Origin of the sequence: Flavobacterium sp. 270, from assembly GCF_004368785.1 — a bacterium.
GTDB lineage: Bacteria > Bacteroidota > Bacteroidia > Flavobacteriales > Flavobacteriaceae > Flavobacterium.
In genome coordinates, this window is sequence record NZ_SODM01000007.1 from 306667 (window position 1) to 319818 (window position 13152).

11 protein-coding genes are annotated in these 13152 nt (G+C 33.1%); 3 read left to right on the top strand and 8 right to left on the bottom strand.

Annotation, left to right across the window (positions count from 1 at the left end; all coding sequences use genetic code 11):
* Window positions 1-9: 9 nt before the first annotated feature.
* Both EV144_RS22610 and EV144_RS22615 read right to left on the bottom strand, forming a co-directional pair.
* Window positions 10-534 (bottom strand): hypothetical protein, encoded by a 525-nt coding sequence (locus EV144_RS22610; protein ID WP_134151405.1) that lies wholly within the window; start codon window positions 532-534, stop codon window positions 10-12.
* A 159-nt stretch (window positions 535-693) separates the two neighbouring features.
* On the bottom strand, window positions 694-1266 hold the full coding sequence (locus EV144_RS22615) for a hypothetical protein (RefSeq protein ID WP_134151406.1): 573 nt from the start codon (window positions 1264-1266) through the stop codon (window positions 694-696).
* A 146-nt stretch (window positions 1267-1412) separates the two neighbouring features.
* Here EV144_RS22615 and EV144_RS22620 point away from each other — a divergent pair, with 146 nt between their 5' ends.
* On the top strand, window positions 1413-2372 hold the full coding sequence (locus EV144_RS22620) for a helix-turn-helix transcriptional regulator (RefSeq protein WP_134151407.1): 960 nt from the start codon (window positions 1413-1415) through the stop codon (window positions 2370-2372).
* Window positions 2373-2415: 43 nt separating this feature from the next.
* Here EV144_RS22620 and EV144_RS22625 read toward each other — a convergent pair whose 3' ends face one another.
* Window positions 2416-2910 (bottom strand): DinB family protein, encoded by a 495-nt coding sequence (locus EV144_RS22625; protein ID WP_134151408.1) that lies wholly within the window; start codon window positions 2908-2910, stop codon window positions 2416-2418.
* Window positions 2911-2962: 52 nt separating this feature from the next.
* A complete protein-coding gene (locus EV144_RS22630; protein ID WP_134151409.1) occupies window positions 2963-3448 on the bottom strand; it encodes a DinB family protein in 486 nt (161 codons plus the stop codon).
* A gap of 278 nt (window positions 3449-3726) precedes the next feature.
* Here EV144_RS22630 and EV144_RS22635 point away from each other — a divergent pair, with 278 nt between their 5' ends.
* A complete protein-coding gene (locus EV144_RS22635; RefSeq protein WP_134151410.1) occupies window positions 3727-7782 on the top strand; it encodes a T9SS type B sorting domain-containing protein in 4056 nt (1351 codons plus the stop codon).
* A gap of 151 nt (window positions 7783-7933) precedes the next feature.
* Entirely contained in the window at window positions 7934-8980 is a 1047-nt protein-coding gene (thiL, locus tag EV144_RS22640) for a thiamine-phosphate kinase (protein WP_134151411.1), read from the top strand.
* Between the two features lie 89 nt (window positions 8981-9069).
* On the opposite strand, the gene EV144_RS22645 is transcribed toward thiL, so the two are convergent.
* The 4 genes from EV144_RS22645 to EV144_RS22660 all read right to left on the bottom strand — a co-directional run bounded on the left by EV144_RS22645 (window position 9070) and on the right by EV144_RS22660 (window position 13144).
* On the bottom strand, window positions 9070-9768 hold the full coding sequence (locus EV144_RS22645; RefSeq protein WP_134151412.1) for a response regulator transcription factor: 699 nt from the start codon (window positions 9766-9768) through the stop codon (window positions 9070-9072).
* A complete protein-coding gene (locus EV144_RS22650) occupies window positions 9758-11857 on the bottom strand; it encodes a tetratricopeptide repeat-containing sensor histidine kinase (protein ID WP_134151413.1) in 2100 nt (699 codons plus the stop codon). Before EV144_RS22650 ends, EV144_RS22645 begins: the two co-directional genes overlap by 11 nt.
* A gap of 57 nt (window positions 11858-11914) precedes the next feature.
* Window positions 11915-12154, bottom strand: a complete 240-nt coding sequence (locus EV144_RS22655; protein WP_134151414.1) for a hypothetical protein — start codon at window positions 12152-12154, stop codon at window positions 11915-11917.
* 174 nt (window positions 12155-12328) lie between these two features.
* A complete protein-coding gene (locus EV144_RS22660; RefSeq protein WP_134151415.1) occupies window positions 12329-13144 on the bottom strand; it encodes a LytR/AlgR family response regulator transcription factor in 816 nt (271 codons plus the stop codon).
* Window positions 13145-13152: the final 8 nt, after the last annotated feature.

The following is a 13152-nucleotide window of genomic DNA, read 5'->3' on the forward strand; positions in this document are numbered from 1 at the left end:
AATTTAGGGTTAGTCTTCGTCAGAATACAACATTCTTGATAAAACATATTTTATCAGGAAACCTGGGCCAAAAGAAATAAATATCGGGATTAGTAATTCGACATTTATGAAGCTTTCCCGACCTCTAAGATAATAAGCGCAGGCAAAAGGTAGTACTATAGCACCAAAAGCAAAACCTACCACGGCGGCAATTGGTTTATTTGGATATCCGTAATAACCGGCGCCACAAGCAACAGCTATAGAGATTAAAATTAGCAAACCGTTATTGCCTCCCAGCAAAGCAACCATTATTGAAGTCATAATTGTAACACCAAAAGCGATGCTCCCTCGATCTTCTAACTCCTTTTTTTCTTTGGTTTCATTATAAAGATCATCTTTATAACTCTTAATTACTTTTGCTAAAAGTTCTTTTGCTGTAATTGGATCAAAATCCAATCGGATTAATTGTATAAGCTCTAAATTAGCATCAAAAGTTCCGGCTCTTAACTTTTTTTTTAATTCTTCTGTTTGTTGATATGTTAATTCTGTAGGCATTTTTTAAAATTTTAGGATTTGCTAAAAGTAGTATTTTTTTCAAATTAACAATAAAAACACTGTCAAAAAACAATATATTTTTTATGTAAACCTATGATTAACCGATAGTAAAATTGTAGAATCGCACGGCAGTCATCTTACGCAATGTTTGCCCTTGATTTATTTTATGACTGTAAATTTAGATCTTTTGGAAACCCCAAAACGAGATTGTTTTTTGTTGGAATACATCAATCTGGACAAAATATATTTTACCAATAAACCAAAACCATAAGAAATCGCTAATTCAATTAAAAGCAAAATATTTGAATAGTGTTCTTCCTTTTTTATAGGATAGGAATTAAAAATCACCATCAAAAAAGTTCCTGTAACAAATCCTGCAATTGCTGGTATTCGTTTTTCAGGAAATCCAAAATAACCAGCCAGAATTGCTATTACTAAAGAAAGCAAAATACAAACAAGACCGTTGTTTCCAAGGTTAGTAATAAAAACACTCGATGCCAGAACAATGATCCATGTAAATTCTCTTCTGCCGTGCACTTTTTTTGCTTCTTCTATTTCTTCTGCAAGTTCGTCTTTAAATCCAAGTACTACATTTGTTATTAACATAGCTGCGATATCCGGATGATATCCCAATCTTATTAAAGTTTTTATTTCGTACTCTTTATCAAAAGTATCATTTCGCATTCTGTTTCTTAACTCTACGACTTGATTATAGCTTAACTTGCCTTCCATAGATCAATTTATTTTGGTGCGTTAAAAGTATAAAAAAAATTAAGTTCCCTAAAAGCTGTCCCAATTTGGAACAGCATTTTATTTCTATAAATAGCTAAGCTTTGTATCTTTGAATCTCTGTATCTTTAAACCTCAAAAGAAAAAAAATGCTCGACGAAACCCCAAAACGATTTGACCGAATTGTTGCCATCCTAATTCAATTACAATCCAAAAAAATTGTAAAAGCGCAGGAATTGGCAGATCGTTTTGATTGTAGTCTTCGAACTATTTACAGAGATATTCGAACTTTGGAAGCTTCGGGAGTTCCTATTTACAGCGAAGCCGGAGTTGGTTATGCTTTAATGGACGGTTACAGATTACCACCGGTTATGTTTACCCGCGAAGAAGTAAGTAGCTTTATTGCGGCAGAAAAACTGATGCAGAAATTTACAGATCCGGTTCTTGGAAATCATTATGCAGCCGCGATGTACAAATTAAAATCGGTTTTGAGAAGTACCGATAAAGACTGGCTCTCTAATATTGAATCCCGAATTGTAATGCAGACCGCCGAACCCATGTTTCATGATAATTCGCCCAATACGCTGGCGATTCTTTTTGAAAGTATTGCGGAGAAAAAACAGATTCTCCTTCATTATAAAACCTACGAAAGAGACGAAGCAACGCAAAGAAATCTAGAACCTGTTGGCGTTTTTCATGATCACAATAATTGGTATTTTTTATGTTATTGCCATTTAAGAAAAGATTACAGGCAATTTAGAACCGACCGAATTCAAAGCATCAAAAAAACGGATCTTGATTTTACTATTGAACATGATGCGCTCGAAACTTATTTAAACAAAAATGAAACGATCCCTACAACAAAAGTTCGGATCTTGATTGAAAAGAAAATTGCACGATATCTGGAAACAGAACGAAAATATCATGGTTTTGTTTCTGAAAAAGAAATCGACGGGCAAATAGAAATGACTTTTATGTGCCGTGATATTGATAGTGGTTTTCCACGCTGGTTTTTAATGTTTGGTGATTATGCCAAAATTCTGGAACCAGAGAAACTTAAAACCAGAGCTTTAGAATTACTTGAAATCAACCGGGCAAGACTTTTATAAAAAAACTCCTCAATTGAATTATCAATGAGGAGTTTTTTAATTTTTATTGGTTTTTTACCACATTATAAAAATTATAATCTGTATTTGAGGCATCTGTAATTCCGATATTTCGGCCAATTGTTACAATTTGTCCTCTGTGATACGTACCGTGATTGACAACCTGCAATAAATATTCACTTAAAGGAAGTTCGCACTGAAACCACGGATTTTCGATTTTAATTTCTTTAAATAATTGTTCTTCTGATAATGACTTAATACGTTCAGCCAATTTTGTTGAACTTTGTAATAACCCTTCAAATATTTCTTTCGTACTCAAATTAACATTTTCATTTCTTTCAAAAGTCGTTTCTGCAATTACCGAATACCAATATTCTTCGGTTTCCCAGATATGTAACAACGTTTTAGCAATGCTGGAATAACTTGAAGGCACTTCCTGATTTAGCAATTCATCAGATTTTGCAGAAAGCCAGTTTACAAATTGCTGGTTTACCCAAACATTATAATTGGCATAATTGGTCATTAATTTTTGTAAGCTCATAATGTTGATTTTAATTTTGAATGAAATATTTTAAAGAATTAAAAACAGCTTTTTATCTTTCTCTTTCCCAGAAAAATGGCGGCTCAATATTTAAGGCTCTTAAATATACATAACCTTGTCCGCGGTGATGAACTTCATTATCAATAAAATATAAAATATTCTGAATAACCGGAAACTCGTATTGTCCAAATAAATTAAAGGTTTCGTTAAAATCTTCAATGGATAGTTTTTCCCAATATGTATTGATTTCAGCTGTTGCTTCGTCCCATTTTTCAAGATACTGTGCTTTAAAAATCAACTTTTCAGCTCCTTCTGTGTAAGGCTGAGCATCTCTATTTACAATTCCTTTAAGCGCAGGAACAGCAATTGCCAAAAGTTCGTCTGCTAATTTTGCGAAAGGTCTCATTCCGCCAATATAAAATTCGAAAAAATCTTTTTCAGGAAAAAGCTCAATTACACGTCTTGTAAGGGCGCGGTGACCTTGCCAGTGTTTCAATAAATCTTCGGGAGTAATTACTTGTGCAGCTAATGTTTTCATGATTTTAAGGTTTTAAATTTTTAATACTTCAAAAGTAAAATGGGCTGGTGACAACAGTTTGTCAGCAGGAAAAAATATATTCAATTTATTTTTTTATGTAAGTACCAAAAGTTTTAAAATCATGAAGTTATCCTTGTTGCTTCTAAAATTAAAATTGTGGTAAATTTTGTAACCTTCAATTCTTACAGCGTTAAAAAAACATAATAAAATTCTGATTATCACTAATTTAAGAAAAATCCTTCGTATCTTTAATATCCCCATTAATAAAATTCAGGATTATGAGAGCGACTCTATTTCTATTTTTATTATTTTATTCTACTATATCTTTATCGCAGGGAATCATAGTGGACACTACAACTTTGAGCATACCTCAGCTGGTTCGGGAAGAGTTAATGCAAAATGCCTGTGCTAATGAAAGTAACTTTAGGTTCTCATCACATCTAGGTATTGGCAAATTCACGAATACAAATCCAAATTTTCCGATTACAGAAGGTATCATTATTAGAAATGGAATTGCCAAATATACGGAAGGGGCATATTCAGCAATTAATGAAAGCAGCGAACTTAACAACAATAATGACAGCGATTTACAGGAAATCAGCGATAGCAATGGACAGATGGTTGCAATTACAGATGTCAGCTATCTTCAGTTTGACTTTACTCCTCTTTCTTCTAATTTTAGTTTTGATTTTCTTTTTGCGTCAAATGAATATGGCGAATTTCAATGCGGTTTTAGTGATGTTTTTGCTTTTATATTAACAGATTTAACTACAGGATTATCCACAAATCTTGCAGTCGTTCCGGGTACATCGATGCCCGTTTCGATCAAGAATATTAGAGACCAACAGTACAATTCTTCGTGTTTATCTGCGAATGCGAATTTATTTGATCATTATAACGTGACCAATCCGACACAGTCTGCCCTAAATATGAGGGGTGAAACGAAAGTGCTAACGGCTTCTTCAACTGTAATTCCAAACAGGACTTACAGTATAAAGCTGGCAATTGGCGATTACAACGACAGCAGTTATGATTCGGCCGTTTTCATAAAAGGAGGAAGTTTTATGACGGCAATGGATTTAGGGCCCGACAGAATGATTTGTCAAGACGAAAAAATTATTCTTAGGTCTGGGTTAGTTGGAAATTACGCGTATGTCTGGACTTTGGATGGAACTGTAATTGACGGACAAACAAGCAATTCATTAACTGTAGATAGAGCGGGAACATACGGCGTTACTGCTACTCTTTCTGGCTGTATTATAAAAGATGAAGTAAAAATTACTGATTTGGTTGTAAAACCTGCCAAGAATATAATTGCCTGTTACAACACAAATGGTATTTATAATTATGATTTAACTCAAAATAACCTGAATACTTTAGGTCTTAACCCAGCAGAATATTCTTTGTTGTATTTTAGTTCTTTGGCAGAAGCCAATGCAAACGGGCCATCGATACCACAAAATCAATTAAATTCCTTTACAAGTGTCGGTAATCAAACCATATATATAAAAGCGGTTCCTATAAATAACGCTGGTACTATTTGCAATAATTTGATTTCATTTGATTTGCTGGTAACTGCTCCAATTACTATTATAAAACCTGCGGATTTAAGTTTTTGCGATTCTAATTCTGGAACTGTTAAGGTTGATTTAACGGTTCAGGAAAGCACCATTCTAAATGGTTTGAATCCTTCTGGGTACCATGTAAGTTATCACACAAGTCAGACAGCCGCAGATACAGATACAAATCCCATTTCAGATCCCACGGTTTTTAGTACTTCTTTACCACAATCACCTCAAACAATCTGGGTAAGGGTCGAAAGTGTTCAGAATTCTTTTTGCTACAATGTTGTAGATTTTAATATTAATATTTATGCACTGCCGCCAGTAAATGATATTCCAGATGTTGTTGCCTGTAACAGCTATACATTGCCTCCTATAACTTCTGGCAATTATTACACTGGGTCAAATGGCACAGGAACAAAGCTAAATGCAGGAGACGTTATTACTAAAACCGGAACCTATTATATTTACAATGGCCCAACCCCAAACAATTGTACCAATGAAAATACTTTTCACTTAACCTTTGTTTATGAAATTGGATTTGCCAAAGAAGCCTGCGGTCAGTACATAGTTCCCAATGTACCTGTCGGTGGATTTTTTACAGAATCAGGAGGAAAAGGAGATTCTATTCCGATAGGAACAGCTTTTACAACCAGTCAAACCATATATTATTACGCCATTGTTGATGGAACGGTCTGCAGGGATATTGCCGTACCTTTTATTGTTAATCCTTTACCACTAGTAGATAAACCTGCTAATGTGGTAACCTGCGATTCTTATACATTACCACCTTTAATTAACGGAAATTATTTCTCAAAATCGGCAGGTTCGGGCACGCCTTTACATGCGGGCGATAAAATAACAGCGAGTCAAACCCTTTATGTTTTTGCTAATGATGGAAAATGTACCAATGAGAACTCCTTCAAAATAGATATTATTAATTCGATGCGTTTTATTCCGATAACACAATGTGGCAGTTACACACTGCCAACAATTGCCATCGGAGGTTATTACGACAGTCCTGGTGGTCAAGGCACAAATATTCCTGCCGGAACCGTGATTACAAATTCTCAGACCGTATATTATTATGCCGTTACTACTACTTCTCCCAATTGTACTGAGAATCTAAAATACCAGATTACTATAAAACCTTTACCTTTAGTAGATACACCAGCCAATAGACTCGAATGCGAAAGTTATGTATTGCCTCCATTGACCAATGGTAATTATTTTACCGCTGCGAATGGCGGCGGAACTCCATTAGCAGCCGGAACTCGTATTACTGCTACACAAACAATTTATACTTTTTCTAAAGGAGCAGAATGTAATAATGAACATCGTTTTGTTATTACAATCAAGCCGTTGCCACTTGTTGATAGTTTTACGGATGTTGTGACTTGCAGCGATTTTAAACTTCCGAAATTAAAAAACGGACAATATTATACCGAAACCGGAGGTCCTTATGGTTCTGGAAATCGCATTAATGAAGGAACCGTAATAAATACCACCCAAACCATTTATATCTACAACGAATGGCCCGATCTTGCAAGGTGCAGTAACGAAACTTTCTTTAAAATTAATATCAATGGTATCGATGTTGGCAATTTTGATACTATAAATAGTTGCGACAGCTACACATTACCTCCATTAAAATTAGGTAATTATTATTCAGTATCCGGAGGAAAAGGCAATGTAATTCCGGCGGGAACGGTATTAACAGCCTCTCAAACTATTTATGTTTATGCCATTACTGGAAACAGGCTCACTTGTACAAGCGAAAAAAATTTTAAGGTCAATATTTCTTCAACGCCTACATTAGTCAGCATGCCAGATGTTACTATTTGCAAGAGTTATACATTGCCTGCTTTGTCTGTCGGATCGTATTACAGCGGACCAAATGCAACCGGAACTCATTATAATGCGGGAGAGCAGATAACCAAAAGTCAACAAATGTATATTTATGCTGCTGCCCCGGGAAATTCAAATTGTGTATCTCAAGATGATTTTAATATTACCGTTTATCCATTAAAAGATTTTACAATAAAAAATGGCGTTATCTGTGTTGATTACCAAACTGGAACATTGCTTTTTCCTGCCCAACTGAATTCTGGACTCAATGCAAGCGAGTACATCATTGACTGGTTTTTGAACGGCAATAAAATAAGTACGGGCTCCTCTTATACTGCTGTTCAGGAAGGAGTCTATACTGTTGTCCCCACAAAAATTTCTCCTGGAACTGGTGCCGATTGTGGTTACAATTCTACCACCGTTACGGTAGAAAAGTCCAGTCCTGCAATTGCAACTTTAACAATCACAGATGCTTTTGAAGATGATATTGACATTATCGCAAATGTAATTAATGGATTTGGAATATATGAATATCAGTTAGACGATGGCAGTTTTCAAACCAACAATGTTTTTTCTGATGTTGATTCAGGCGAACACGCGATCACTATAAAGGACATAAAAGGAAATTGCGGAAATCTAATTTTATTTGCTAATGTGCTTAAATATCCCAAATTTTTCACTCCAAACAATGATGGTTTCAACGACACTTGGAACATTAAAGATCTTGCCGAACAGCCCAATGCTGTTATCAAAATTTTTGATCGTTATGGTAAATTTCTAACACAGATTCGTCCTTCGGGCGCAGGCTGGGACGGTAATTATAATGGAGCTTCCCTTCCTTCCTCCGATTATTGGTTTCAGGTTTTTTATACACAAGATCAGCTCGATCAAGTGTTCAAAGCCCATTTTACTTTAAAAAGATAAAGAATTGGCAATGCCACAATAAAAAACGCTAGGCTTAAAACACCCGTTATGCAATAATAAAACATCAAAATCTGCTTTATCCGTTTTATTATAGCTATTCAACTATCAACTTTGTACCTTTGCACCTCATAAACTTTGCACCTTAAAAAAAATGATCGAAGATAAAAATCCGCAACGTACCAGTATAGCTCAATTAGGCGAATTTGGCTTAATTGAACACTTAACCAAAAATTTTGATGTTAAACAAGAATCTACTTTAAAAAGTATTGGTGATGATGCCGCAGTTTTAGATTTCAAAGATAAAAAAGTAGTAGTTTCTACTGATTTATTAATTGAAGGCGTGCATTTTGATTTGGCTTATATGCCGTTGAAGCATTTAGGATATAAATCTGTTGTTGTAAATGTATCAGACATTTGCGCAATGAATGCGAAACCAACACAAATTACAGTTTCTGTAGCGGTTTCTAATCGTTTTCCTCTGGAAGCTTTAGAAGAGTTGTTTGAAGGAATTACTCATGCTGCTCAAGAATACAAAGTGGATGTTATTGGCGGAGATACAACCTCATCTCAAAAAGGATTAATTATTAGCATTACTGCAATTGGTGAAGCTAATGAAGAGGAAATCGTATATAGAAATGGTGCAAAACAAACCGATTTACTTGTTGTAACCGGAGATATTGGCGCTGCTTATATGGGATTACAAGTCTTAGAAAGAGAGAAACAAGTTTTTCAGGTTAACCCAAACAATCAGCCGGATCTTGATGCTTATACGTATTTAATCGAACGTCAGTTGAAACCCGAAGCACGAAAAGATGTACGTACTTTATTGCATGCTCTTGAAATAAAACCAACTTCTATGATTGATATTTCAGACGGACTTTCTTCTGAGATTATTCATTTATGTAAGCAATCTAAAGTGGGTTGTAATTTATACGAAGATAAACTGCCTCTAGATCCTCAGTTTATTTCTACTTGCGAAGAATTTAATATTGATAGTACAACAGTTGCCATAAACGGCGGTGAAGATTACGAACTTTTATTTACAATTGATATTAATGATTTTGACAAAATAAAAGGAAATCCAAATTTCTCTATTATAGGCCATATGGCAGAAGAAAATGAAGGAATTCATCTGGTAACACGTGCGAACACAAAAATTGCTTTAAAAGCACGCGGATGGGATTCTCTTAGTGAGTAAACTTTAGAAATTCCAAAATAAAAAATTCCAAATTCCAATGGCACACAGACTATTTGGAATTTGGAATTTTTTATTTTGGAATTTCACCTTTAAAAAAGCCCTTTGCTTTTGGCTTCTTTTACTAACTCTTCATCAGAACCGGACTTTATTTTAAGCAATTCTTTTAAGTTGATTTTACGTTTCTCAATTGCAGTTAAAGATATCGGAATATATTGAGGCATAGCAAAAACTTCAATTCCTTTTGACAAATGAAATAATATTTGTTTGTCAAACTGATCTATTTCTATGGAGTTATGAGGCGTTTGATTAAGCATTTTCTGAACAGACTGACTGTAATATTTTTCGCTTCTCATTACTTTATCAAACGCAAAAAGCAATTCATCAAACGTAAGATCGTTTTTAATAACCAATCCATTAGGATTTATGGTTCTGATAATTGTTTTAATTTTAAGAAGTTCTGTATACATAGTCAGCAATATAATTTTGCAATTGGGCATTTTTTGCAGAATTAATTTGGCTATATCTTCTCCAGAAAAAAGATTTTTTTCTTCGTAAGCCGGCATACTGATATCCAAAAAAGCAATATCAAACTGCGGGGTCTTTTCATCTACGATTAAATCGTAAGCAGATTTGCAATCATGAGCCTGAGCGATCACAAAATCGTATTCTTTAGGATTATAACGAGTAATAGCATTCTTATATCCTTCTATGATAAAAGGATGATCATCAACTATTAAAATATTTCGCTTGATTAATTGCGAAATGGGGGGTGTTACGTCAATTGTCATTGTTTTGTAGGTTTATTTTTTGATCTATGGGGATTTTAATTACAAGAAGAGTTCCCTCTCCTTTGGCAGATTTTATCGTAACCGTGCCCTTACATTCTAATGCTCTGTATTCGATATTATGTAAACCGATACCGTTTTTTGTTCTCTTGGTATTAAAACCAACTCCATCATCAGAAATAGACAAAACCAAATGATCTATTTCGCTTTTAAACTCAACTCTAATTATATCAGCTTCAGCATATTTATTACAATTTTGAAGCGCTTCCTGCACAATTCTGTACAAATTAATCTTGACAATATTGCTTACCAGTTCCCATTTTATATGAGAATCAAATGCTGTAATTAATTTTGAACTATACGTATTTATCTGATTTTCAAACAACTTATTTAGAATCGCTACAAAATTATTAATTAATTCTGACTTTTCTCTATTTAAATCATGAGAAATTTCTCGTATATCCTCTTCTATGTTTTTAAGTTCATCTAAATATTTTTTCCTTTTTGGTGCCGCCAGATTTTCTTCTATTTTATCTAAACTGTCCAAACTTATTCTTATGCCAAACATTCTGCCCAAAACGCCGTCATGCAATTCCTGAGCAACCTTTCTTTTTTCTTTTATGCGAGTAAGTTCGATTTCGTTTTGCTGTGAAATCATTAAATTGTAAATGTCTTCGTTTGCAATCTGTTGTTGCTGCTTAAAAAGTAACTCTCTATTTTTAGCTTGCTGTGTTTTATAGACATAGAAAAACAAACCAATCAAAGTACAAATACTAAAAACGTATATTAGGGTCTTATTTTTTTCCTGAAGATTTGAATATTCATCTTTAATTTCACTGGTTTCATATTCAATTCTGGAGAATTTCTCTCCCATTTTACGTTCTGCTTTTAGCATCTTATCATTTAGAAAAATATATTCTTTAGAATATTTGGATGCGTTTTGTGGATCAACAACAGCAATTTGCTTAAGAGCATCTAAGGTATTTATTAATTGATCAGATGTACGGGATAAAGCAAGGGCTTGTTTACCATATTGAATACCGCGTAAAGTGTCTTTTTTTGAAGCAAAATATTCAGACAAATGGATTTTACTCAAAACAACAGCAGATTTCAGACCTAAACTATCTCTTATTTTTAGAGATTGATAAAACAATTTTGGCAACTGATCAGATTCCTTTAATTTAAATTTAGAATATCCTAAATTATCGAGTAGAATAGCGTACAATATTGTTTTCTCCTGAAATAGATTTTTTTCGTTTAATCCTTTTTGAAAATAATACTTAGCCTGATTATAGTTACGCATGTTCAAATAAACATAGCCAATATTATTTAATGAGGTTGCTTTTAATTGAAGTTCAGGTGAGATCGATTTATCCTCTAAAACGGCTAGCGCCTTATTTTGAAATTCTAAAGCTTTAGAATATTCCTCTCTTTCATTATATAATATACCGAGAAGGTTATAACATTCGTAAAGCAGATCACTAACATTTTTTTGTTTCTTTAGAATATTTAAAGCTTTAAATACAGCAATTTCACTTTCAAAATAGTCACCTCCATTATATTGCAGACTTGCTTTATTTATATAAGTTTTAGCAATATTATATTCGTCATTGATCTGTAAATAAATCTTTTGAGCTTTAAAATAACTTCTAAATGCACTATCAGCAATTGCCTGAGAATTGTAATAGTCACCAAGATACATGTAAGCTTTAGCAATACTTAGTGAATCTTTACTGTTTAAAGATTTTTCTAAGACTAATTTAGATATTTTATGATACGATTTTAAGTCGTTCATATTATAATATCGATTTGCTACTTTAAATAAATTAACTCTAAAAGTGGAATCATTATCCTGATTCAATATAATTTCTAGAGCTTTACTATTATATTTTTGTTTAAAATCATAGCCTAAATTAATATCATTTGCTAATGAAAGATATGTAGGAAGGCTATCTAGAGAAGATACCGTTAATTTTTCGGGTAGTTTCTTTTTAGTACAACTAAAAAAAACCAGAAATAAATAAAGTAATATATAACAAGTTCTTTTCAATTTGTATTTTTGAGTTTCACCAAAAATACTAAAACTTTTCATAAAAAAAAGCTGTCAAAAAATTGACAGCTTTTTTTTATATTTAGTAAAATTTATTGTTTAATCTAACTTTTTACCTAAACCTTCCGATTGACTAACTTTATTAAATGTTTCTGATTGAGATGCACTTGCATTTCCTTGAAAGTCAAGTTTTCTACCTCCGTTATTCCCAACTGAAGCTGAACCATCACCATAAAGAGAATTAATTGTTATATCGCTATTTGTTGTTGCAGGATTTGCAAATGATGTTGCTACCATTACTAAAGAAAATAATCCGAATGTTAAAGCTGCTTTTTTCATGATTTGAGGTATTAATTGATTATATGTTTTTGGGAGATTATGATTGCTTTATTGCGAATCATGGTGTAAAACTAATACCGTAATCGAGAAAAATTTATACGAAAAATTAGGTTTATGGTAGAACATGCCCAATTGATAGTCAATGAACGTCAAATTAATGTAATTGTCTAATTTTTAGACTTCTAGATAATTACCAATGGAAAAATCAGTAATAATTAGCTCAATATTTGATTTGTAGGTTTTGGAAAAAGGGATCTTTTTTGAGGAGTTTTTTATGTAACAAACTGAGTTCCCGCTATGAATTCTCGAAATATAATTTCGATTGATGATATAACTGTTGTGAATTCTAAAAAAAGGATACGATAAAAGGCTCTCAAAATGCTTTAATGTTTTGAAAGCGGTTATCATTTCTCCAGAATTTATATAAATGTCTGTCGAATTATTATCGGCTTGAAAATAGCAGATATCTGCGGCATTTATATAACGATAATCTCCATACGATTTTATGCAGATAATAAGCGGTTCTTCTGAACTGTGCTTGACATTGGTATGCGAAATTATCGAAGTAAGATTTTCTTCTTTAAAATCAACTATTTCTACTCCTATTTCTATCTGCGCTTTATTTAGTTTTAAAACCATCTTTAGAAAATCAAAATGCAATAAAGGTTTTAGCAAATAATCAAAAACACCAAATTGTATGGCTTCAAATGCCAAATCTTTTTTTAATGTTGTAATGATAACTTTAGGCAAAACAGTTAAAAGCCTGTATAATTCGCTTATAAAATTGAGCGATAAGCTGCTTGATAAATTCTTAGGGGCAATTTCCAGAAAAATTACAGAAGGACGATATTCTAAAACCAAATACAAACCATCCTGAAAATTCGATGCCGATGCTATAAAAGTTAATTCCGAAAAACCATCTGCAATCTTTTGGGTTTTCAAAATACTTTCTGCATCATCATCGATAATAATATACGAATGTTTTTTCAATGTTTGAT

Bases quoted from the DNA above. Each gene is read 5' to 3' on its own strand.
- EV144_RS22610 (WP_134151405.1), bottom strand. From the start codon at position 534: ATGCCTACAGAATTAACATATCAACAAACAGAAGAATTAAAAAAAAAG.
- EV144_RS22615 (WP_134151406.1), bottom strand. From the start codon at position 1,266: ATGGAAGGCAAGTTAAGCTATAATCAAGTCGTAGAGTTAAGAAACAGA.
- EV144_RS22620 (WP_134151407.1), top strand. From the start codon at position 1,413: ATGCTCGACGAAACCCCAAAACGATTTGACCGAATTGTTGCCATCCTA.
- EV144_RS22625 (WP_134151408.1), bottom strand. From the start codon at position 2,910: ATGAGCTTACAAAAATTAATGACCAATTATGCCAATTATAATGTTTGG.
- EV144_RS22630 (WP_134151409.1), bottom strand. From the start codon at position 3,448: ATGAAAACATTAGCTGCACAAGTAATTACTCCCGAAGATTTATTGAAA.
- EV144_RS22635 (WP_134151410.1), top strand. From the start codon at position 3,727: ATGAGAGCGACTCTATTTCTATTTTTATTATTTTATTCTACTATATCT.
- thiL (WP_134151411.1), top strand. From the start codon at position 7,934: ATGATCGAAGATAAAAATCCGCAACGTACCAGTATAGCTCAATTAGGC.
- EV144_RS22645 (WP_134151412.1), bottom strand. From the start codon at position 9,768: ATGACAATTGACGTAACACCCCCCATTTCGCAATTAATCAAGCGAAAT.
- EV144_RS22650 (WP_134151413.1), bottom strand. From the start codon at position 11,857: ATGAAAAGTTTTAGTATTTTTGGTGAAACTCAAAAATACAAATTGAAA.
- EV144_RS22655 (WP_134151414.1), bottom strand. From the start codon at position 12,154: ATGAAAAAAGCAGCTTTAACATTCGGATTATTTTCTTTAGTAATGGTA.